16 protein-coding genes are annotated in these 23614 nt (G+C 62.1%); 14 read left to right on the top strand and 2 right to left on the bottom strand.

Annotated features, from left to right (window positions below; translation table 11 throughout):
• Positions 1 to 270 precede the first annotated feature (270 nt).
• The 4 genes from thyX to K8U03_13350 all read left to right on the top strand — a co-directional run bounded on the left by thyX (position 271) and on the right by K8U03_13350 (position 6880).
• Positions 271 to 1170 (top strand): FAD-dependent thymidylate synthase, encoded by a 900-nt coding sequence (thyX, locus tag K8U03_13365; GenBank protein MCE9605879.1) that lies wholly within the window; start codon positions 271 to 273, stop codon positions 1168 to 1170.
• Between the two features lie 69 nt (positions 1171 to 1239).
• A complete protein-coding gene (locus tag K8U03_13360) occupies positions 1240 to 1641 on the top strand; it encodes a DUF4440 domain-containing protein (protein ID MCE9605878.1) in 402 nt (133 codons plus the stop codon).
• 271 nt (positions 1642 to 1912) lie between these two features.
• The gene (locus K8U03_13355; GenBank protein ID MCE9605877.1) at positions 1913 to 5374 is read left to right on the top strand and encodes a PSD1 and planctomycete cytochrome C domain-containing protein; all 3462 of its coding nucleotides are present in this window, start codon (positions 1913 to 1915) and stop codon (positions 5372 to 5374) included.
• A 54-nt stretch (positions 5375 to 5428) separates the two neighbouring features.
• Positions 5429 to 6880 carry a DUF1501 domain-containing protein gene (locus K8U03_13350; protein ID MCE9605876.1) on the top strand — a complete coding sequence of 484 codons (1452 nt, stop codon included), beginning with the start codon at positions 5429 to 5431 and terminating at the stop codon, positions 6878 to 6880.
• Between the two features lie 80 nt (positions 6881 to 6960).
• Here the strand turns inward: K8U03_13350 and K8U03_13345 are convergent, their stop codons facing one another.
• Entirely contained in the window at positions 6961 to 7683 is a 723-nt protein-coding gene (locus K8U03_13345) for an SDR family oxidoreductase (protein ID MCE9605875.1), read from the bottom strand.
• Positions 7684 to 8007: 324 nt separating this feature from the next.
• Between K8U03_13345 and K8U03_13340 the strand changes: the two genes are divergently transcribed.
• From K8U03_13340 to K8U03_13300, 9 genes are all read left to right on the top strand, one after another.
• A complete protein-coding gene (locus K8U03_13340; protein MCE9605874.1) occupies positions 8008 to 9144 on the top strand; it encodes a Sua5/YciO/YrdC/YwlC family protein in 1137 nt (378 codons plus the stop codon).
• 238 nt (positions 9145 to 9382) lie between these two features.
• On the top strand, positions 9383 to 9835 hold the full coding sequence (rpiB, locus tag K8U03_13335; GenBank protein ID MCE9605873.1) for a ribose 5-phosphate isomerase B: 453 nt from the start codon (positions 9383 to 9385) through the stop codon (positions 9833 to 9835).
• Between the two features lie 429 nt (positions 9836 to 10264).
• Entirely contained in the window at positions 10265 to 10834 is a 570-nt protein-coding gene (locus K8U03_13330) for a hypothetical protein (GenBank protein ID MCE9605872.1), read from the top strand.
• A gap of 185 nt (positions 10835 to 11019) precedes the next feature.
• Positions 11020 to 12213, top strand: coding sequence for a sigma-54 dependent transcriptional regulator (locus tag K8U03_13325; GenBank protein MCE9605871.1), 1194 nt, complete (start codon positions 11020 to 11022; stop codon positions 12211 to 12213).
• A 15-nt stretch (positions 12214 to 12228) separates the two neighbouring features.
• Complete coding sequence (locus tag K8U03_13320) at positions 12229 to 12462, top strand: hypothetical protein (protein ID MCE9605870.1); 234 nt, start codon at positions 12229 to 12231, stop codon at positions 12460 to 12462.
• Between the two features lie 451 nt (positions 12463 to 12913).
• A complete protein-coding gene (locus K8U03_13315) occupies positions 12914 to 13252 on the top strand; it encodes a P-II family nitrogen regulator (protein ID MCE9605869.1) in 339 nt (112 codons plus the stop codon).
• Between the two features lie 272 nt (positions 13253 to 13524).
• Entirely contained in the window at positions 13525 to 16362 is a 2838-nt protein-coding gene (locus K8U03_13310; GenBank protein ID MCE9605868.1) for a DUF1553 domain-containing protein, read from the top strand.
• Positions 16363 to 16381: 19 nt separating this feature from the next.
• Positions 16382 to 17851: a DUF1501 domain-containing protein gene (locus K8U03_13305; GenBank protein ID MCE9605867.1), complete on the top strand. Its 1470-nt coding sequence runs from the start codon at positions 16382 to 16384 to the stop codon at positions 17849 to 17851.
• A 223-nt stretch (positions 17852 to 18074) separates the two neighbouring features.
• Positions 18075 to 19193 carry a flippase-like domain-containing protein gene (locus K8U03_13300; GenBank protein MCE9605866.1) on the top strand — a complete coding sequence of 373 codons (1119 nt, stop codon included), beginning with the start codon at positions 18075 to 18077 and terminating at the stop codon, positions 19191 to 19193.
• A gap of 262 nt (positions 19194 to 19455) precedes the next feature.
• Here the strand turns inward: K8U03_13300 and K8U03_13295 are convergent, their stop codons facing one another.
• On the bottom strand, positions 19456 to 20019 hold the full coding sequence (locus K8U03_13295) for a ferritin-like domain-containing protein (protein ID MCE9605865.1): 564 nt from the start codon (positions 20017 to 20019) through the stop codon (positions 19456 to 19458).
• A 408-nt stretch (positions 20020 to 20427) separates the two neighbouring features.
• Between K8U03_13295 and K8U03_13290 the strand changes: the two genes are divergently transcribed.
• A complete protein-coding gene (locus K8U03_13290; protein MCE9605864.1) occupies positions 20428 to 23586 on the top strand; it encodes a DUF2309 domain-containing protein in 3159 nt (1052 codons plus the stop codon).
• The last annotated feature ends 28 nt before the right edge of the window (positions 23587 to 23614 follow it).

Below are 23614 nucleotides of genomic sequence, written 5' to 3'. Positions count from 1 at the left end.
GCCCCCCAGACGTCGCCGAAAGGCACGAACGCCCCGACCCGAACGTAACCCCCGAACAAGCCCCTCTCCGACAAGAAGAGAAAAAAGCGGGCCCGCGCCCGCGGTGTATCTTGACCGAGAGCTTCCTATAGGTGCCACCCGAGTGGTTGCTGGTGGCAATTGCGGCAATCGCTCGATTTCAGGACCGTTTCCACGCCCCTGCCGAGCGCTCTCCGGCTTCGCTACAATAGCCCGGTCGAATTCGCACCCCGCTCTCTTCGTGATCTTGCCATGCCTACGAATGCCGCTCAGGTCGAAGAACTCCGTTGGAAGAAAGTCCCTGTGCTCGACGACGGCTTCGTCTGTCTCGTCGATGTGATGGGAGACGATCAGGCCGTCGTGCAGGCGGCGCGGGTGAGCTACGGCGAGGGGACGAAAAAAGTTTCCGACGATCGGGGCCTGATCCGCTATTTGATGCGCCATCGCCATAGCACGCCGTTCGAGATGGTCGAGGTGAAGTTCCTCTGCCGCGTGCCGATGGATACCTGGCGCCAATGGATTCGCCACCGCACGGCGAACGTCAACGAATACTCGACGCGCTACTCGCTCGCCATCGACGCCGCGCAGCACACGCCCGCCGACCAATGGCGCGGGCAGGCCGCGAACAACCGCCAAGGAAGCGCCGACTTCCTTTCGCCGGAGATCGGCGCCGAGCTCACCGCCTCCGAGGCCGAGCTCTTGGATAAGACCCGCGCGCTGTACGAGCGCCGCATCGAGCTCGGAGTCGCTCGCGAGCAAGCTCGCAAAGACTTGCCGCTGTCGACCTACACCGAGGCGTATTGGAAAGTCGATTTGCACAACTTGCTCCATTTCCTTTCGCTGCGGATGGATAGCCACGCGCAGCTGGAGATTCGCGAGTATGCCGCGGCGATGGGGGAGCAGATCATCAAGCCGCTCTTCCCGCTCGTGTGGGAAGCGTTCGTCGACTTTCGACAGCAAGGGATGTTCCTGACCCGGCTCGATGTGGAAGTGATCGGCCGTCTCACGGCCCGCGCCTCGGCTGCCGGCCGCGCAGCCACCGACGAAGACTTTCTCGCCGTCCAAGATCCCACCTGGGCTCCCATTGCCAAGAGCCGCGAGCGCGACGAATGCCGCAGCAAGCTCGTGCGCCTCGGAATCCTGCCGGGCTAGAGCCGCCGCTGCCCTTCGTCTTCGACACGCACTTATTTACATCGCACCCCTTCGGAACCTGTGAGGCCCATGATGCCGGACGCAACGCAAGAACTTCTCGCCGTGAATCAAAAGCTCTTGGTCGCGATCGTCGGCGGCGATTGGAAGACCTATGCCGATCTCTGCGACCCGACGATCACCTGCTTCGAGCCCGAAGCTCGGGGCAACGTGGTCGAGGGGATGCCGTTTCACAAGTTCTATTTCGATCTGCCGAGCGGCCCGAAGCCGGCCGTAGCGACGAACGTGACGATGGCCTCGCCGCATGTGCGGTTGCTCGGCCCGGATGCGGCGGTGCTGAGCTACATTCGGTTGAATCAAAAGCTGAATGCCGCCGGCGACCCGGTGACGGTCGCGGTCGAAGAGACGCGCGTGTGGCACAAGCAAGCGGGGAGCTGGAAGCACGTTCATTTCCATCGCTCGATGCCCGCGTAGAAGCGCGAGCTTAGCATTGCGCCAAGCGTGAACGGCCGCGAAATCGCAAGCGAGCCGCGCCGCTCGTCCGCTTGCGGTTTCGCGGCCGCCGCCGTGTGAATTCACACCGCGTTGGCTCGTCGAGGCAGCACGGCCAATCGCCCGACTACGCGGTTTCGTTCCTCGGCGGCGCGGCCTATAATGGGCCGGTCGGTATTTCTCTGCGCTCAGGTTGCGCAGCCTTCCCGCGCCGACTCCTTCCCCCGCGCTGTTCTGTAAGAGGTCTTCGACGATGGGTTGCCGCACGTCGTTTTCGCTGGTCGCTGCCGTCGGTCTCGTTTTCGTCGCAGTTGCGTGTCGTTCGGCTTCGGCCGATGAAGCCGGCGTCGAGTTCTACGAGAAGAAGGTCCGGCCGATTCTCGTCGAGCATTGTTACGAATGCCACGGACCCGACAAGCAGGAAGCGACTCTGCAGGTCGACACGGTCGGCGGCATGTTGCGCGGGGGCGATCAAGGCCCTGCGATCGTCCCCGGCGATCCCGATGCGAGCCTGCTGATCAAAGGGCTGCGCTACGACGACGTCGATTTCCAGATGCCGCCGAAGGGGAAGCTCGCCGCCGAGAAAATCGCGGCGCTCGAGCAATGGGTGAAGCTGGGTGCTCCGGCGCCGGCCGTCGAGAAGCGCCCCGTCGCGGCGACCGCGAAGAAGAAGTTCGATCTTGCGGAGCGGGCCAAGCATTGGTGCTTTCAGCCGCTCGCGAAGTCTGTGGTTCCGGTAACGAAAAACGCCGCCTGGCCGCGCACCGAGATCGACCGCTACGTGCTCGCGAAGCTCGAGGCCGCGGGCGTTGCGCCTGCCGTAGCCGCCGACAAACGAACGCTCTTGCGCCGCGCCTACTTCGACTTCGTCGGCCTCCCGCCGACCATCGCCGAGGTCGACGCCTTCGTGGCCGACGACTCGCCCGAAGCGTTCGAGAAAGTCGTCGACTGCCTGTTGGCTTCGCCGCACTTCGGCGAACGCTGGGGCCGTCACTGGCTCGATCTCGTCCGCTATGCCGAGACCCGCGGCCACGAGTTCGACTACTTGATCCCGAACGCCTATCAATACCGCGACTACGTGATTCGCTCGTTGAATGCCGATGTGCCGTACGATCGGTTCGTCGTCGAGCACTTGGCGGGCGACCTGATGCCCGAGCCGCGCATGAACCCGAAGACCGGCGCGAACGAATCGATTCTGGCGACCGGCTTTTGGTTTCTCGGCGAAGAGTGCCATTCGCCCGTCGATATTCGCCAAGACGAGACCGACCGGGTCGACAACAAGATCGATGTGATGTCGAAAACCTTTCTCGGACTCACGCTCGCTTGTGCCCGTTGCCACGATCACAAGTTCGACGCCCTTTCGACGAAAGACTACTACGCTCTGTCGGGCTTCGTGCTCGGCATGAGCTATCACCAAGCCCCGTTCGAGGCGACGGACCACAACCGCCGCATCTACGACGAAGTGAAGAAGCTCGAAGCGGAGTATCGCCCGAAGCTACTCGCGGCCCAAGCGGCCGAGATGCAAGCCGTGGTCGAGAAGGCCGATCGTTATCTGCTCGCAGTCGGTGCCGTGCTGACCGAGCTTCGCAAAGCGGGCAAGAGCGCGAACCGCGCGGTAAGCATTGCCGCGGCAGCGAGCCTCTTCGGTGTGGAAGAAGCTCGGCTTACGCACTGGGTCGACTACTTCGAGACGGCGCCGTTCGAGCCGGGGGAGCCTCTGCGTGCTTGGCGACGGATGATTCTGGAAGGCTCTCAGTCGCTCGCCGGATCGGGCCCGCCGCAGCCTCCGGCCGCCGATTCGCTCGTCTCGAACGAGCCGGTGCTCTACGACCCGGCTTCGCTTCCGCTCCGCGATTGGCTCGTCGACGGAGTTTCGTACGGACATCGTCCCGTGCATCCCGGCGACTTGCGGATCGGCACCGATCCGCGTCGGCCGATCGAGCGACTCTACACGGCGAGCGCCGCGACGCGCGATCCTAAGTGGGACTTCTTCCGCATCACCGGCGACACGGAACGAGAAAACACACGCAACCGCTCGGATCAGTCGGGCCGGGTGCTCAAGACACCGACCTCGGTGCTCACGACCGGCAAGGTCTGGTACTTGGTGCGCGGCTCGGGACGCGTTTATGCGGCCGTCGATTCGCATCGGATCAACAACGGCCCTCTGCACGGCCAACTCATGAAGCAATTCGCCGGCGCCGATCAACCGACCTGGGTGTTGCACGACCTCACGGTCTATGCCGGTCATCGCGTCCATTTCGAGTTCACTCCGCTCGACGCCGGCGAATTGAAAGAGAAGCAATCGCCCGAGTTCGCGGTGCTCAAGATCGTCGAAGGTTTGCGCCCGCCGGCGCTCGACGTCGCGTTCTCGGATCTCGACACGTCGAAGCTCGCCGCCGGGCTCAAGAAGCTCGACGACGAAGCGATCGCGAAGCGGGTCGCCGATGAATACGTCGTCGCGTTTCGCGCGGCGCTGGCGCGCATCGCCGCGGATCAGCTGACCGGCCCCGCGAAATCGCCAGAGAATGGCGGTAGTGCCACGAGCAGCGATAGTTCGATTGGGTTGGCTGCCTGGATGATCGGGCATCCCGAGCTTTGGAGCACTTCGACTCCCGCAATTTCGGAAAGCGTCTCGCAATTTATCGCGAAGCAAACCGAGCTGCTCGCGAAACTGCGGCGCACTTCACACACGGCACCGGTCGCATGGGAAGGGTCGGGCGTAAACGAGCATGTGCTGATCCGCGGCAATCATCGAACCACGGGCGAAGTCGTCGAGCGACGGTTTCTCGAAGCAATCGACGGACCGGATGCGCCCCCATATCGCTCGGCGAGCGGACGGCTGGAGCTGGCCGAGCGGTTGCTCGATCGGCGCGATCCGTTGCCGGCCCGTGTAATGGTCAATCGACTGTGGCAACATTTGTTCGGTCGAGGCTTGGTGAAGACCGTCGACAATTTCGGCATCATGGGAGAAGCGCCGACACATCCCGAGCTGCTCGATTATCTCGCCGAGCGCTACATGAGCGAAGGTTGGTCGACGAAGAAGCTGCTCCGCGCGATGGCCCTTTCGACGACGTATCGAATGGCTTCGAGCCCGCACGATTCGACCGCGGCGAAGCTCGCGACGGTCGATCCCGAGAACAATCTGTGGCATCGGGCACTCGTCAAACGACTCGAAGCCGAAGCGATTCGCGACTCGATCTTAGCGGTCTCCGGCAAGCTCGATGAGAAGCAGTTCGGCCCGAGCGTCGAGCTGTTTCTCACGCCGTTTATGGAAGGTCGCGGCCGGCCGTCGTCGGGCCCGCTCGATGGTGCCGGGCGGCGCAGCGTGTACCTGCGCGTCCGGAGAAACTTCTTGAATCCGATGTTTCAAGCGTTCGACTACCCGACGCCGTTTACGAGCGTCGGCCGGCGGGCCAACTCGAACGTGCCGGCTCAGGCGCTCGCGCTGATGAACGGCGAATTCGTCAGGCAGCAAGCCGTGCATTGGGCCGAGCGCAGCAAAGAGACCGGCACGAAAGACGAGGCGGCGCGTATCGAACAGCTTTATCAAACGGCGTTCGCACGCAAGCCGACGGGAGAAGAATCGCTCGCCGCGTTCGAGTTCCTGATGAACCAACGGGAACTCTACAACGTGAAATCGTCCGACGATGTCCGCGCTTGGGCCGATCTATGTCATGTGCTGTTCAACGTGAAAGAGTTTATTTACATCCGTTAAGAAGTAGTCGTAGGAAGCTTGATAACTGCGATAGCTAAGGAATGTTCGATGACGATGCATCCGCCCGCGAATCACGGCGTCCGCACACTCTCGCGGCGCGAAGTTCTCAGCCGCGCCGCCAACGGTTTCGGCGGCGCAGCGCTCGCGGCTTTGTTGAACGATACGGCTTATGGTGCTGCGCCGGCAGCGAACGGCAAGAGCAACGGCAATAGCGGCGGCGCGCTCCCGGCCGCCGCGAAGCATGAAGCCAAGGCGACGAGCGTCATTTTTCTTTACATGGACGGCGGGCCGTCGCAGGTCGACACGTTCGATCCGAAGCCGCTGTTGGATAAAGAGCACGGCAATCCGATCAAGATGAAGACGCCGCCGACGCAGTTCAACAACGTCGGCAAGGTCTTGAAATCGCCGTGGAAGTTTCGCAACTACGGCGAGAGCGGGCTCCCGGTGAGCGACTTGCTGCCGCACACGGCGACCTGCGCCGACGACCTGTGCGTGATCCGTTCGATGACCTCGAACTTCTCCGAGCATACGTTCGCCAACTACTTCCTGCACTCCGGTTCAGGCATGCAAGGCAGACCGAGCATGGGTGCTTGGACGACTTACGGCCTCGGCACCGAATGCCGCGAATTGCCGGGCTTCATCGTGCTCAACGGCGGCCTGATTCCTCCCGGCGGGCTCGACACGTTCGGCTCGGGCTTCTTGCCGGCTTCGTTTCAAGGCTCCGTCTTCAAAGCCGGCAAGATGCCGGTCGCCGACGTCGCACGCGGCGAAGCTTCCGCGGCGCTACAGCAGAACAAGCTCCGCTTGCTCAAACAGCTCGACGGCGCTTCGATGGCGGCCCGAGGAACCGACGACGCGCTCGAATCGGCCGTCGCCAATTACGAGCTTGCATATCGAATGCAAGCCGCCGTCCCGGACTTGATGGACCTCTCGAAGGAATCGCAAGAGACGAAGAAGCTCTACGGACTCGAATCGGACTACGCGCCGACCCGGACCTTCGGCGAGATGTGCCTGGCCGCGCGCCGGCTCGTCGAGCGGGGCGTTCGATTCATCGAAGTCACCTGCCCCGGCGTCGGAACCGATCGCTGGGATCAGCACGGCGGGCTCAAAGACGGACATGAAAAGAATTGCCGCGCCGTCGATCAGCCGACCGCCGGACTGCTCAAAGATCTCAAGGCTCGCGGGCTCTTGGAAAAAACGCTCGTCATCTGGGGAGGCGAATTCGGCCGAACGCCGATGGCGCAAGGCTCCGACGGTCGCGATCACAACCCGTACGGCTTCTCGATGTGGCTCGCCGGCGGCGGCATAAAAGGGGGCACGACCTACGGCCGCACCGACGATTGGGGCTACTTCGCAGTGGAAAATAAAGTCGAGATCCACGACCTCCACGCCACGATGCTGCACCTATTAGGAGTCGATCACACGAAGCTGACATACCGCTTCGGAGGGCGCGATTTCCGTCTCACCGATGTGTTCGGGAAAGTGCTGCGCGAAGTGATCGCGTAGCCGGGAAGTGGTCGGTGGTCAGGTAAGAGACTGACTCTTGTCTTTTCCGACCCCTGACCTCCGACCCCCGACCCCTGCTCCTAAATGTACATCTGCCCGATCGGCTTGATCGTCAGTTCCGGGATGTGGGCTCGTGGCGGGAGTTTGCAGATCATCAGCACTGCGGCGCCGACGTCTTCCGGTTTCAGGATGCGTGCCCGATGTTCGGCCGTGACCGGCTTCGGGCGTTTCTCCAGGATCGGCGTATCGACTTCGCCCGGATACACGTTCGTCACCCGGATGCCGTGCTCGGCCACTTCTTGGGCCGCGGTGATGCCGAGTCCCGTGACGGCGAACTTCGAGGCGTTGTAGCCGATGCCGCCGAGCAAGCCGGCGCGAATGCCCGAGACGCTGTTGATGTTCACGATCAGACCGTCTTTGCGTTTGATCATCTCCGGTACGGCGGCGCGCAGGCAGTAGAACGAACCGTAGCAATTGATCTTCATCATGGCGTCCCAATCTTCGAGCGAGAGCTCGCCGAGGGTTCGCCGTGCCGTGTTCGTGCCCGCGCTGTTGACGAGAATATCGAGCGGGCCGAACTCCTTGTGTACGCTTGCGAACATCGCTTCGACGCTCGGCCAGTCGCCGACATCGACCGTGCGGTAGCTCGCCCCCTGCATCGTCGCGGCGGCCTGCTTAAGCGTTTCTTCGCGACGCCCGGAGACGATGACACGGCACCCTTCGCCGGCGAGGGCCTGCGCAATACCGAGGCCGATGCCCGTGCCGCCGCCGGTGACGAGAGCTGTTTTTCCGGTGAGTGTCATGCTGTGGTTCGTTCCTGAATGTCTTGGGGAGCGCGGCGCGCGAGGCAGCACCGAGCACGAATGAAATGGGGGAAGACTTGCGGTTTTATCGCATGCCGATCCGTTCGCCAAGCGGCGGCGCGGCGACGAGCGCCGGCCTCAGGCAATCCCTCGCAGGGGCGTGTTTGCCGCTCCTTGACCATCCGGCGTGAGCATCCGTATACTGCTTAAGTGTCTATTCTCTTGAGGGTTATGTTCGGCAAGGCAATCGCAAGAATGCGATCGTAGTCTCGGCCGAGGAGGAAGACGCCTCGAATCTCGAAACCCTGGCCGGGCCGGAAGCCAATGCCACCTCGCGTCATCGACCTGCGAAACACGGAAGATACGCGCGACATCGTGCATATCACGGTGCAGGCTCTGGCCGAAGGGCGCATCGTCGCCTTCCCCACCGAATCGGTCTACGTGCTCGCGGCCGGTGCCCTGCACGAAAAGGCCGTCGGGCAGTTGCGTGCCATGTCGGGCTACGACGATAAAACACCACTCACATTAGCGGTGAAAAGCGTCGACGAAGCGCTCGACTTCGTGCCGCTGATGGATCCGCTCGGCAAGCGCCTGGCGCGGCGCTGCTGGCCCGGGCCGGTAACGCTCGTCGTCGACGATCGGCATCCCGAGGGGTTGCTGCGGCAACTCCCGAAGGGCTCGCAACAGGCGATCGCTCCGGAGGGAAAGCTCGGCCTTCGGGTTCCGGCACATCAGCTCATTCAAGACGTGCTCCGACTGCAAGCGGGACCGATCGCGATGGTCGGCGCCGGCGGCAACGAGACGACGCATGCGACCTGCGCCGCCGATGTCATCGAGCGGCATGGCGACCGGGTGTCGCTCGTGCTCGACGACGGCAAGAGCCGCTTCGGCCAGCCTTCGACGGGCGTGCGCTTGCACGACGGCCGGTTCGAGATCGTGCGCCCGGGAGTCGTCTCGCTGCAAACGTTGAAGCGGCTCGCCAGCACGATGGTCTTGTTTATCTGCACCGGCAACACCTGCCGCAGCCCGATGGCCGAGGCGCTCTTTCGTGATCGGTTGGCGAAGAAGCTCGGCTGCGGAATCGACCGCTTGGAAGAAGAAGGCTTCGTCGTCATGTCGGCCGGCATTGCGGCGATGCCGGGCGGGCGTGCCGCGGCCGAAGCGCACAACGTGATGTCGGAGCGCGGCTTGGATTTGCGAAGTCACGAGAGTCAATCGCTCACCGACATGCTCGTGCGCAACGCCGACCTGCTGATCACGATGACGCGCTCGCATCGCCATGCCATCGTCGCCGAATGGCCCGAGGCGGCGGCGAGGGTGAAGCTGCTTTGTCGCTCCGGGAGCGACGTCGCCGATCCGATCGGCGGGCCGGTCGAGGCCTATCGTCGCTGTGCCGATCAGATCGGTTCGGAGTTGGAGCGCTGGGTCGAAGAACTATTGGCGAAGCCTGCCAACGATTAACCAACGGATTGTAAGGATAACCATTTCGACAGGGTTTCGGGGGAATTTCAACAGCGTGAGAAGTTGCGACTGCATTCGCGATTACGGATTTGTGACCGTTTCCCCTGTCCGTCGCCATGCCGGAAGCGACCGGTTAGAGTAAACTGTCGTTCGTCGGGTGCGATGGAGTGAGTGGTTGGTTCGGTGGTCATCTCAGATCAGTCTTCCGTGTTATTTTTAATTAGAAGCAGAGGCTTGGATGCGAATCGCCGTCGGTAGCGACCATCGTGGATTCGACGTTAAGAAACGGATCCTCGATCTGTTGCGCTCGTTGAACCACGAAGCGATCGACGCGGGCCCGATGACGTGCGAGGCGGTCGACTATCCGGACATCGCCGGTGCGGTGGCGTCGATGGTAGCCGACGGTTCCGTCGAGCGCGGGGTTTTGATTTGCGGCACCGGCATCGGCATGGCGATCGCCGCGAATAAATACGCCGGGGTTCGGGCCGCACCGTGCCACGACGACCTTACGGCCGAGATGAGCCGGCGGCATAACGACTTGAACGTGCTATGCCTTTCCGCCGATCTGCTCGGCGAGAAGCTGATCGACCGCATGGTCGAACTTTGGATGAACACGCCGTTCGACGGCGGACGGCACACGCGCCGGATCGAGAAGATCGCGGAACAAGAGAAGCGGCGCACCGGCGGCTGATCGCACCGCTCGGAAACCCCTCTGCGCCGGCGTTGCCCGCGCGCCAGTTCGTGCGAACCGAGGCAAGATCGGTGCGTAGTGTTCAGAAGACCGACGGCGAACGAGACATTCGCGCAACTCGTCGGCGGTAAGCCGCGGCGAGCGTAACTCGACGTGCGCATAATCGCGATTTCAGCGGTTGTACATGCGAAGATTTGACGGTCGTAACGGTTAAACAAGAGCCGGAAAAAAGATTGGAGAATCGACGCAAGTTGCGACTTGAATCGCCATCTCGGCTTGTTAAAGTCGATTCGTGGGATGTGTGAAACACCCCCGAAAATTGCGATTGCGAAGCGACTTCGAGCGGTCGGCTCCCCCGGTTTTCCGCCGCCTCGAATTCCCGACATGTCCGAGCGAAACACTCCCCCGACACGACGGCGTTGATGCACTATGAAAGACTTCGGACCAGCCCCCTCGCACGATCTGAACGCGCTGATGCGCAACGCCGAACTGCGTAACGCGCTCGAGCCGTTTTTCGACGATGCGATCATGCACATCGACTCCGGCGAACTCCCGACCGAAGTCGAAAACGAATATCTCGAGAGCATGCTCGCGTGGGAAAAAGCGCCGGTGCTGCCGATCGCCGAATGGTTCTCGCCGCCGCTCCGTTTAGCGTTGCCGGAAACGCTCGATGACGAAGCGCTGCACGAAACCCTGTGGGATGTCGTGCAGAAGCTTTACGACAAGCGGATCGTGCTCGACTTCACCGACCACTTAAACGATCGCCAGCTCTATTGCCTGATCTATCGCGACATCCTCCCCTCGCCGGAAAAGAAAATCGACTCGTCGCAATCGTATTTGCATTGGGATTGCGCCGATGCCTCGGGCGAGGCCGAGACATGGCTTCGTTACTACGCGACCGAAGAAGATCGCGAACATTGGGCGGCGGAGACCGAAGACGAATTGCCGCCGTCGGAGCCCGCCCCCTATCCGCGCCGCTTGCCGCGCGATCCGGAATAGCGTTCGTCGCGTCGTCGATGACGATGCAAAACGGCAAGTTTCGCCTGACTATCGAACTGTTTCGCGAGAGAGCCTAGCTACGTCGCGCCGTCGCAGGCTAAATTAGGAACCGCGACGGGGCTCGCGCGGCGGAGCGTATCGGCAGCCCGCCGCACGCGAACCGTTTTCCTCGGCGACTCTGCTTCATGGCTTCGGCCCGACTCTTCATCTTCGACGCCGATCGTGCGCGCGCCGCGGCGTATGAGACGGCGCTGGCGAACTTGGAACCGACCGAGTTGGTCGTCGAGGCCGATCTCAAACGAGCCCGCGCTTTACTGACGACCGAGTCGTTCGACGGCGCGATTCTCGCCGTCGCCACCGAGCAGGGCTCGGAGCTCGAATTGCTTACCGCGGCGCGCAGCCTCGATCCGGCCTTCGCGGCCGTCGTCGTCTGTCGCAAGCCGACCGCCGAAAATGCGGTCGCGGCGTTGAAGCTCGGCGTCGTCGAATATCTGACCGAGCCCGTCGACGGTTCTTCTTTAAGCGATGAACAGTTGGCCGGGGCGGTCGAGCGCATGTTGCGCTCGCGCCGGATCGGCGCCGAAAACGCTTTGCTCCGCCGGCAAGTCGAACGCCCTTATGTGTTCGACGATATGATCGGCACCTGTCCTGCGATGCGGAAGGTGTTCGACGTCATTGCGCAAGTCGCCGACTCGGGAGTCGATTGTCTCATCCACGGCGAGACCGGCACCGGCAAGGAGCTCGTGGCCCGCAGCATTCACACGCGCAGCCGCCGCGCGGAGAAGCCGTTCGTGCCGGTCGATTGCGGCGCGATTCCCGAGAACTTGCTCGAAAGCGAATTCTTCGGGCACGAGCGCGGCGCGTATACCGGTGCCGATCGGCGCGAGATCGGCTTGCTCGAGTTCGCCGACGGCGGAACTTTTTTCCTCGACGAACTCGGCGAGTTGCCGCTGCTGCTGCAAGCCAAACTGCTGCGCACTCTGCAAGAGCGGCGCATTCGTCGGGTCGGCGGTCGGGCCGAGATTCCGGTCGACTTGCGCATCGTCGCCGCGACGGCACGCAAACTCGAAGAGATGGTCGACGAAGGAAAATTTCGTCGCGACTTGTACTACCGCATCAATGTCGTCCGCATCGAGCTGCCGCCGCTCCGTAATCGGGGGGACGATCTCGGGCTGCTCGCCGAGCGCTTCGCCGCGAAGTATAGCCGCGAGATGGGGCGCACGATCCACGGGATCTCGCCCGAAGCCTATCAGGTGATGTCGCAATATGCGTGGCCGGGGAATGTGCGGGAGTTGCAGAACGTCGTCCGCCGCGCGATCGCGCTCTCGACCGATACGCTGCTCGGCCCCGACGACTTGCCCGACGCTCTCGTCGCCTAAGCCGGCCGCAACGGCTTGAACACCGGCTCGGAGCAGGGCTCGCAAGACGCCGCGAGCGACTCCGGCGCGCAAGGCTACTTTCAACTGCGCGACGAGCACCTCGCGAAGTTCGAGCGGCAATACTTGGTTGATCTCCTGACGCGCAACCAAGGAGATGTGAAAGCAGCGGCCCGCGAAGCCCAATTGCCGCGCGGCACGCTCTATCGCTTGCTGAAGAATCATCAACTCGACGGCGGCAAGTTCCGCTAGACATCTCCCCGCCCAGCACCGTCGCGCCGAAACGCACAGCGCACCGCTTGCGATTTCGCGACCGCCGCCGCTCTGCCGCCACAGTGCCACCGCCGCGACGACGAGCGAGTTCTCGTTGTCACAAATTTGTGACTCGCGCATCGCCGGCGTGAAACGAAGAAAACGCCCTGTTTCACGACGTTTTCGAGCGTTTCGCCCTCGCCTCTCTAACGTGGATGCGAAATTCCTCCGAGCGGGCGGCGCTCGTTATTGCGCTCGAAAAATAATTCTCGATTTTCGTAAGTCGTGTATCAAGCGAAGGTTTTGCATGTTCGGCGAGTTCGCTACGCGGGCGAGATTCGCTCTCGGCACGGCGAGTGCATTATCTCTTCTCCGTTACCGCAATCCACCAATCGTCGGCAGCCCTAACAACAAGTTGCCGGCTAAACAGTTAGTTTTTTAGGAGCATGCCATGAAGAAGGTAGAAGCCGTCATTCGCCATTTCAAACTCGAAGCAGTGAAGAACGCCTTGAGCGAGAAGGGGATCAAGGGAATGACCGTGACGGAAGTTCGCGGTTTCGGCCGGCAGAAGGGGCACACCGAAACGTACCGAGGTGCCGAGTACGCCGTCGATTTCATTCCGAAAGTGAAGCTCGAAGTCGTCGTGCATAACGAAGACCTCCAGAAGGTGATCGACACGATCGTCAACACGGCCCGCACCGGCCAAGTCGGCGACGGGAAGATCTTCGTCAGCGAACTGGCGAACATCATCCGCATCCGCACCGGCGAACAAGCCGACTCGGCCATCTAAGCTGGGTCGCAGGAAGCCATCACCACCGCGGTAAGAGCAGAGCATCGCATTGCCAATCGCGGGGTGACAACGAACGAGCCTCGAAGACCGCAAGGTCTTCGGGGCTCGCTTTGTTTTAGAGCCGTTCCGCTTATCGTTCCGCTTGCGGTTTCGCTAATTGGTGGCCGAATCCCCCTCCATCCCGGCTCTCGGCGCTTGCTTGCCGCCGGTCGGCACTTCACAATAGATGCTCGCTCCCGCCGCTCCCCCCTGCCTTTGCGAGATCCGCCCTGATGCGTCGTTCTTGCGTTCCGACTCTGTTTGCCGTTGCGCTGGCCTCGCTCGGCTGTTTCGTGCCGGCGCTCGAAGCCGCCGAGCCGAGCGTGGCTTCGTTGCCTGCGAAGATCGACTTCAATCGCGATATCGCGCCGATCCTGTCGAGCAATTGCTTCTATTGCCACGGTCCCGACCCGAAGCATCGCGAAGGAGACCTGCGACTCGATCTGCGCGCCGCCGCTACGGCCGATCACGACGGGCATCGGGCCATCGTGGCCGGCAAGCCTGCCGAGAGCGAGTTGATCCGGCGCGTGAAGTCGACCGACGCCGACGTCGTGATGCCGCCCCCCGACTCGAACAAAAAGCTCACGCCGCGCGAAGTGAAGTTGCTCGAGCAGTGGATCGCGGAAGGGGCCGAGTATCGTTCGCATTGGGCTTATACACCTCTGACGAAGCCCCGCGCGCCGACCCCGGCGAAATCGGCCGTGAGTGAATCCGATTGGGGCTCGGCAGCGGAATCGTTGTCGTCGCCGATCGATGCCTTCCTCCGTGATCGTTGGGAGCGCGAGAAGCTCAAGCCGGTCGACGAGGCCGATCCGATCACGCTCTGCCGCCGGCTCTACTTCGATCTGACGGGCCTCCCGCCGACGCCGGAGGAAGTGGCGAAGTTCGTCGCCGCGTGCGAAGCTCAAGGGAAAGACGCGGCTGCGACGCGCGAGCGTGCCTATCGAGAGTTGGTCGACAAGTTGCTCGCTTCGCAGCGCTACGGCGAACGGATGGCCGCTTGGTGGCTCGACCTCGTGCGCTATGCCGACACGGTCGGTTATCACGGCGATCAGAACGTCACGATCTGGCCGTTTCGCGATTACGTGATCGAAGCGTTTAACAAGAACATGCCGTTCGATCGGTTCACGCGCGAGCAACTCGCCGGCGATCTGTTGCCCGAGCCGACCCGGGCGCAGCGCGTCGCTTCCGGTTACAATCGGCTCGGCATGATGACGGCCGAAGGGGGCGCGCAAGACAAGGAGTATCTCGCGAAGTACGCCGCCGATCGGGTGCGCAACGTCTCGTCCGTCTGGCTCGGGGCGACGCTCGGCTGCGCGGAGTGCCACGATCATAAATTCGATCCTCTCACGGCCCGCGATTTCTACGGCATGGCCGCGTTCTTCGCCGACCTGAAAGAGCAAGGCTTCTACGGCGGCTCGCACGCCAGCGGGAAATGGGGCCCGAACATTCTGCTGACCACGCCCGAGCAAGAGGCCCGCCTCAAGCAACTCGCCGGCGAGATCACGCAGCTGCAAAAAGAGGTCGACGCCAAGCAGCCCGAGGCGAAAAAGAAGCAAGCCGAGTGGGAGAAGAAACTTACCGCCGAGCTCACGATCAAGAAGAAGAGTGACGAACCGAAAATCGACGATGCCGGGAAGGACAAAGCCGGGAAAGATAAACTCGGCAAAGAGAAGTCCGCCGGTAATGAAAAGCTCAGCCAAGAGAAGCCCGGCAAGGATAAGGAAAAACCGGTCATCGAAGTAGCGAAACCGGTCGCGCAGCCGCAGGTCGCGAAATTGCCCGCCGATATCGTGAAAGCGCTCGGAGAAGAAGCCGGCAAACGAACGCCGCAAACGCAAGAACGGCTCTTCGCCTATTACTTAGAGCAAACCGATCCGAAACTCGGCGAACAACTCAAGCTCTTGAAACAGCGCCAGACCGAGCGGACGACGTTTGAAGCGACGATCCCTTCGACGCTCGTGACCGAAGCGGTGGCCCCGCGCACGATGCGTATCTTGGCCCGCGGCAACTGGATGGATGAGTCGGGCCCGACCGTTGAGCCCTCGGTGCCGAGTTTCCTGCCGCAACCGCAACTTGGCAAAGCACGCCGTGCGACGCGCGCCGATCTCGCCGCTTGGATCACCGCCGGCGACAATCCGCTGCCGGCCCGAGTCTTCGTGAATCGTCTTTGGGCGATGTACTTCGGCATCGGGCTCTCGAAGCGTCTCGACGACTTCGGCGCCCAAGGAGAGCCGCCGGTTCATCCGGAACTGCTCGATTGGCTCGCCACGGAATTCCGCGACGGCTCGAATTCTCCGTCGCAAGCCGGCGGACAAAAGAAATGGGACGTCAAGCATCTCGTCCGGCTGATCGTCGGCTCGAAGGCGTATCGTCGTTCATCGGTTGCCGATCGGACCTTGATCGAGCGCGATCCTTACAACCGACTGTATGCCCGACAAGGTCGCTTCCGCATGCCGGCCGAATCGGTGCGCGACGGCGCGCTCGCGGTCTCGGGCCTCCTCTCGACGACGATCGGCGGCCGGAGCGTGCGGCCTTATCAACCCGCCGGCTATTACGCGCAGCTCAACTTCCCGAAGCGAGAATACGAAGAAGACACCGGCGAGAACCTCTGGCGGCGGAGCGTGTATACGCATTGGCAGCGCACGTTCTTGCACCCTGCGATGACCGCTTTCGACGCGCCGAGCCGCGAGGAATGTACCTGCGAGCGGGTTCGCTCGAATACGCCGCTGCAAGCGCTCGTGATGCTGAACGATCCGGAGTTCGTCGAAGCGGCTCGCGCGCTGGCCGAGCGGGTATTGCGTGAAGCGAGCTCGACGTCCGACGAGCGGGCCGCGTCGCTCTATCGCATCGCATTGCAGCGCGCTCCGCAAGCCGACGAACGTAAGCTGATCGTCGAGCTCGTCGACAAACATCGAGCGGAATACAAGGCCGATGTCGCGGCGGCGAAAGTTCTCGTCGATGTCGGCGCGCGACCCGTGGCCGTAGGGCTTGATCCCGCCGAGCTTGCCGCTTGGACCGGTGCGGCCCGCATCGTTTTGAATCTGCACGAATTCATCAATCGCGACTGATCGCCCAACTCTCAACGCTATGACCATCGACATCCACAATCTCTCGACACGTCGCACGTTTCTCGGTCGGGCCGGACTCGGCTCGATGGCGCTCGCTTCGCTCTTAAGCAACGAGGCCCGGCTGCGCGGCGAAACGAATAGTTCCGACACCGGTAGCTCGGGCGAGATCGTCGAGCCCGATAGCGTTCCAGGGCCGTGGCGCGGAGTGGTTCGCGCGCCGCATCATCCGGCGAAGATCAAACGGGTCATCCAACTCTACATGGCCGGCGGGCCGTCGCACTTGGAAACCTTCGACTACAAGCCGGCGCTCGCGAAGCTCGACGGCCAAGCGACTCCCGAAAGCTACACGAAGGGGAAGCCGATCGCGCAGTTGCAAGGGAAGGCTCTCAAGTGTCTCGGGCCGCAAGCGAAGTTTGCGAAGCACGGCAAGTCGGGCGTCGAGATGTCGGAGTTCTTTCCGCACCTCGCCAAGGTCGCCGATGAAATGTGCGTGATCCGTTCGATGCGCACGGAGCAGATCAACCACGATCCGGCGCACACCTTCATGAACACCGGCACCGCGATCTCGGGCCGGCCGTCGATGGGTTCTTGGCTCACCTACGGACTCGGAACCGAGAGCGAAGACTTGCCCGGCTTCGTCGTGATGATCTCGACCGGCAAAGGGGGCCAGATGCAGCCGATCGCGGCGCGCCAATGGCACAGCGGATTCCTGCCGAGCCGGTTTCAAGGGGTCGCGCTCCGTTCGCAGGGAGATCCGGTTTTGTATCTGCGCAGCCCGGAAGGGGTCACGCCGTCGCGTCAGCGCGACGTGGTCGACGCCGTGACGAAGCTCAATCGGCTGCGCAACAACATGGTCGACGATCCGGAAATCGCGGCCCGAGTGACGCAGTATGAGATGGCGTTTCGGATGCAGACCTCGGCGCCGGAGTTGATGGATATCAAAGACGAGCCGCAAGCGATGCTCGATCTCTACGGCGCGAAGGGGCCGGATGGTTCGTTCAACTACAACTGTCTGCTCGCTCGACGGATGGCCGAGCGCGGTGTGCGGATGATTCAGCTCTATCACCGCGATTGGGATCATCACGGCGCGATTCGCCAGAACATGGAGACGACCGCACCGGAAGTCGATCGCGCGATGATGGCCCTCATCACCGACTTAAAACAGCGCGGCATGCTCGACGAGACGCTCATCGTGTGGAACGGCGAATTCGGCCGCACCCCGATGGCGCAGGGCAACGGCCGCGACCACCACATTCAGGGCTTCAGCTCCTGGCTCTGCGGCGGCGGCATCAAGCGCGGCTACACGCACGGCGCAACCGACGAGCTCGGCTATGCCGCGGTGGAGAACATCGTCGAAGTGCATGATCTGCACGCCACGATCCTGCATTTGCTCGGCGTCGATCACAAACGCCTGAGCGTCCGCTTCCAAGGGCTCGACATGCGGCTCACGAACGTGCATGGTCGGGTCGTGAAGGAGATTTTGGCGTAAGATCGGAAATGCGTCATTTGTGCGCGTCGGGCGTCATTGCGGAGAAATAGCGGTTTTCCGTTGTTTCTTTCGCTCGGCGTCGGGTACTTCGTGCTGGTCGCAGGGGGCCGGTTTTGTTAGCGTTGAAGTCCTTGCTGCGCTTTGGCAGTCGCAAGCGTTCGGCTCGCCGAAAAAGACTCGCAGTCAAAGACTCACCCTAAGAATCGTTCCGAGAACCGCAGGCATGCTCCGCGTCGCCGACTCCGCCTCCGTTGATGAGCCGACTCGTCGGCGCAGCCGGCCTGCGGTGCGCGTCTTCTCGACGCTGGCGACTCTCGCGCTCGGGGCGGGGCTGGTTTGGATGGCCGCGCGGAATCTCGATCTCGAGGAACTGCGAGCCGGCTTGCGATCGGTGCGCATGTTGCCGTTCGTGTTCGCGGCGGTCGTCTTGATGGGTGGGCCGCTGGTGTTGGCCGTCGAATGGCGGATCATTCTTCGCGGCGGCGGCGAGCAGGCGCTCGGCCTCCGCACGCTCGCGCCGATGACCATCGTCACGCTCTTCTGGCAAAACATCGCGCACTTCATGCTCGGCTATGGCTATGCCTTGCATCGGTTCGTGCAGCGCGAAGGGGTGCGGCCGGCGAGCGCGCTTGGCGTCGTCTCGATCGATCAACTCGCCGAAGGGATCGCCAAGGCGGCGTTCTCGGGTGCCTTGGTCTTCTACTTCGCCGCACCGGATCGAGCCGCGACGTTGCTACCCGGCCTGTTCGCCGGCGCCATCGTCGGCTATCTCGCCTTGCGGCCGGTTCTGCGCCGCGCCGTTGCGCGGCTCGCGCTCCGGTCGGAACGAAGCCCGACCGGCCGGAAGCGGTTGGTGTCGGGCCCGATGATCGAGCGCTATAGCCGGATGTGGAACGAACGGGCCGTGTGGCTGTGCGTCGGGCTCGCGATGTTTAAGAAGATGTTCAAGGTCGCGGCTGCGGCTGCCGTGCAGTTCGCGCTCGGGCTCGACTTGCCGCCGATCGCGCCGTTCGTGTTCATCGCCGTCCTCGATTGCGCCACGCTCGTACCGCTCATCCCCGGGCATATGGGGGTTTACGAAGCGACCGCCGCAGCGACTTACGTTCGGTTCGGGGCCGGGCAAGAGTCGGCCTTGCTCGTCGGCGTCCTCTATCACGCGGCGTTTTTAGTCGCGGCGATCGTCCCTGCGAGCATCGTCGTCGTGTATCAAACGGCGCGCAAAGCGGCGGGGCAAATCGATTCGCCGGCAGAAGCCGAACCGGAGTTGATGCCGGAAGCTGCCGTGTTCGATCTGCCGAGCGCAGCCGATGATGAAGTCGCGGCCGAAGAGATGGCGGCTTGATACGCCGGCCGCTTAGCGCAAAAAAATCGGCACCGCGACGTTCCGGATTCATCATCCGGAATGCGCCGCAGTGCCTATTTCGGGCAGTGCCCATATCGAACTTATCGCGTTTCGCACGCGGTTGGAAATGCCGGAGCAACGAATAGTCTGCTCGCTCCGGCGTTGATTTCGATTTAAGGAGTGTCCGGAGCACGGATCGCGTGCAGGAAACGACCGGCTCCGAACACCCCCGTTTTTTTAATAACGACTTTTTTACGGAAGCTTACTTTGAGGCCAGGCTCATCTTGCGGCGCTTCCGCGGAGCCTTCGTCTCGGCTGTTTCTTCCTCGGACTCTTCATCCCCTTCCGCATCGACATTGATCTTTTCCGCGAGTTGCGTCAGGGCCTTGTCGGTCTTCCCTTCTTCATCGAGCGTCGCTTGCAGCAGCTTCGCCGCCGCGGTTTCGCCGAGCAGTTGGGCATAGGTGCGCACGCACCCGTAGCCGGCCATTTCATAATGTTCGACGCGCTGCGCCGCCGCGATCAGGCCCGCATCGAGCACCTCCGGCTCGGCGTCTTCCTCAAGCAGTTCCTTCGATTCTTCGACGAGCCCTTCCATCGCTTTGCATTTCTTTCCCTTCGGGCTCTTGCCGAGGGCCTCGAAAATCGTCTCTAGGCGTTCGACCTGCCCCTTGGTTTCTTCGAGGTGCTTCTCGAAGCCCCGTTTCAACGGTTCCGAGGTCGCGGCTTTCGCCATCTTCGGCAGCGCTTTCAACAACTGGTTTTCTGCGCTGTAAAGATCCTTAAGCTCGTCGATATAGAGTTCGCGTAGCGTGGAGAGTTGCATCGTCGTGATCCCGCTGATTGTTTTTTGATTCGTACCGTGTGTCACCGGCGAATCGGATAAAGCAAAGGTCGGGCCAAAAGTCGGAATCTCCGTAAAAATCATCGATCTCCGCAGAATCACTACAATCCCGACACATCGGCGCGAACTTCCCGGATTCGCTCTTGGCTTACGACGCGGGCGATCTACGATCAACGTGTATTCGACGTGCGCAGGAGGCTATTTGGAGGGGTCAGGAAACTATCGACGACACGCAGCCACGGCGTTTCTGCATGTGGTTTAGTGCGTCTATTTGTCGCCCCTTCGAGTGGTCGATCGCGCAGCTAAACGACTTGTAACCTCTGTTCTCTTGGCATGTTGCGCAATTCAGGCGTAGAACGAATATCGCATCGATTGCCTTAGTCCTGGAGCATGCCGATTTCTACTCCGTCGACCAGCGCCAACGTCTCCGCCAGTTCGCCCATTTCTTCGACCAACGCCTTCGCTAAGCTCGAAGAAGTCATCGCTCGGGCCGGCGAGTTGCTCCCCGCTCAAGGACCGATCACCGCGTTCGTGTTTCTCAACACGTTGCAAGCGCTCGAAGATTTACCGTTCGACGAAGGTCTGCAACACGGCGCGCGGTTGTTCGGTTGCCAGCCTTATCTCGCGGAAGATTTCTATCGCGCGAAGTTGGAGCAAGGCCGCATTCGTCCGCGCGACTTGGCCGAAGTTCTGCATGAAGATTTGGGAGCCGGGGCGACATTGCCCGTGTGCGACCACGCGACTCGCTACGATCTTCGCTACGCGATGCTCGAACATACGCTGCGGATGGGGCCGGCCGAAGAGTTGCGCTGGTTCGTCGCCGAGACGGACGCGCTGACTCGCATTCGGGCCGACGTGCCGCGCGAGAAGCGCGATCGATTGCTCGAAGAAACGCGGCATTGGGTCATGCGCGATCTGCGCCGAGGCAATTCGCCGAACAAGGCGCACAGCTGGACCGACCCTAATAGCGGAGTGCTCGGGGCATCCGTGCCGACGCAAGCCCAGGTGCGCAACGAACGCCGCTCGATGGAAGATCTGCTCGAGCGCTTCGGCGAAGCTTCGATCGAACGCTGGAGCCCGACGACGTGGGAAGCGTTCACGCTGGCGGCGTTGTGGCGCGTCTGCCGCGAAGGAGTTCACGGCCTCGAGGTCGTGACGCCGCCGCGCTTCAGCGCCGTTCGTCACCGTGATTATCTGCTCGAAGCCACGGGCATCGATTCCGACGTCGCGGTGGATGAGCTCTTGATTCGCTTTTGCGCCGCGTTCACCGATCAGGGCTTTGCCGATTGGCCGTTGCCGAGTCGGAATCAAGGCTTTTATAAGTCGTTTTGCGTGGTGTACGGCCAGGCAGGCGGACCTCCGAACAGCCGGCTCGCAGGCCTTTCGCAAGAATTGGCGAGGCTGGAAACCGCCGCGATCGGCCCGCGGGAGTCGATCCTCGAATCGTTGGCTATGCTCGGGGTCGGCGAACGGGAATGGTCCGACTATATCATCGCCTCGCTGCTCGCGCTGCGCGGTTGGGCCGGCTTGATTCGGCAGAACGAAGTCCGCGGCGATCGCGTGGCGCTGCCGGTTCCTCAAGGAACGCTCGTCGAATTTCTTGCCGTGCGCTTGATCCTCGAGCGGCTCTCGCTCGCACATATCGCGGAGCAGGAGCTGCATTATCAGGGTCCATTGCACGAGCTCACGGAGACGTCGTTGGCGTTGATCGCCAAGAAGTCGGCCACCGGCGACGACCAACGCGCGTTTCTCTTGTTCCAGCTCGCGCAAGTCTCCGGTTGGAGTCCTGCGGCGCTCCTGCATCTATCGCGAACGCAGTGGGAGACGTTGGTCGCGGAAGTCGAAGGCTTCTCCGGACTCGAACGGCGTAAGATCTTTCATCAAGCGTTCGAGCGAAAGTTTCGCTCGCAAGTGCTCGACGCCTTTTCGACCTACACGAACCAAGAGAAGCGCCGCGTTCCGAACCCGAGATTTCAAGCGGTGTTTTGCATCGATACGCGCGAGGAGTCGTTTCGCAGGCACATCGAAGAAGTCGCACCCGACGCCGAGACGTTTTCCGCCGCTGGTTTCTACGGCGTCGCGATTTACTATAAAGGGGTTGCGGATGCCCACTATTCGACCTTGTGCCCGATCGTCTTGAAGCCGGCGCATTGGGTCGTGGAAGAGGTCGTCTATTCGTTGGAAGAAACGAACCGCCGTCGCGCAAAAACACGCAAGGCCCTCGGCACGGCATCGCATCAGATGCATGTCGGGAGCCGGAGCATCGCGAAGGGAGCCGTGTTGACGGCCGGTCTCGGCGTGCTGGCCTCGGTGCCGCTCGTGGCTCGCGTGTTGTTTCCGCGACTCACGGCCCGGATCCGTCGTGGTGCAGGAAGCTTCGTGCAAGCGCCGGCGATCACCCGTTTGCGCCTCGAGCGCACGCTCGACCCGCCGGGCCCCGACGGAGACCAGATCGGTTTCAGCGTTACCGAAATGGCGGATCGGAGCGAGCGCATGCTGCGCGACCTCGGCCTTCTCGACGGCTTCGCGCGAATCATCTTCTTTTTCGGACACGGTTCGTTCTGTCTGAATAACCCGCACAAGTCGGCTTACGACTGCGGCGCTTGCTCCGGCGGAGCCGGCGGGCCGAACGCTCGGGCCTTGGCGGCGATGTTGAACGATCGCCGCGTGCGCGACATCCTCAAGACGCGCGGCCTCACGGTGCCCGACGACACCGTCTTCGTCGGCGCGTTGCATAACACCTGCGCCGATTCCTTAACATTCTTCGACTTGGACCTGCTCCCCAAATCGCACCGCAACGACTTCGAGAACGCGCTCAACTCGCTGGAGCGCGTCTGCGAGCGCAACGCCCACGAACGCTGCCGCCGCTTCGACTCGGCGCCGCTGAACATCTCATTCGCCGGCGCGCGCCGTCACGTCGAAGGTCGCTCGGAAGATCTCGCGCAGACGAGGCCCGAGTTCGGCAACGCTTCGAATGCGATCTGCTTCGTCGGTCGGCGAGCCCGCGTACGCGGCTTATATTTGGATCGCCGTTCGTTCTTGAACTCCTACGATCCGCTGCAAGACGACGCAGACGGGACGATCTTGGCGCGCATCTTAGCGGCCGCCGTGCCGGTTTGCTCGGGGATCAACCTGCAATACACCCTTTCCTATATCGATAATCCGGGTTGGGGTTGCGGTACGAAGCTCCCTCACAACGTCACATCGCTCCTCGGCGTGATGGACGGCGCGCAGAGCGATCTGCGGACGGGCCTGCCTTGGCAAGGGGTTGAAATTCACGAACCGGTTCGGCTGTTGTTCGTCATCGAAACGACGCCCGAAAAGATTCTCGGCATCATGAAGCGCAACGAAACGGTCGGCCGGATCCTGCGCAACGGTTGGGCGCAGCTCGCATTGCTCGATCCCCTTTCGTCGAAGATACTCACGTATCGCAACGGTTCGTTCGAGGAGTACCGATCCTCGGGGGATGAGCTTCCGACCGCGCCGACTTCGGCCGATTGGTATCGCGGCTGGCGCGATCATCTCGGTTTCGCAGTCATTCAGCCGTAGAATTCGCTCTCTTTCATTCGGCATCCGC

This window comes from Planctomycetia bacterium, from assembly GCA_021413845.1.
Taxonomy (GTDB): domain Bacteria; phylum Planctomycetota; class Planctomycetia; order Pirellulales; family PNKZ01; genus PNKZ01.
Note: the sequence above shows the minus strand (reverse complement) of the source record. Positions and strands in the feature narration are given on the sequence as shown.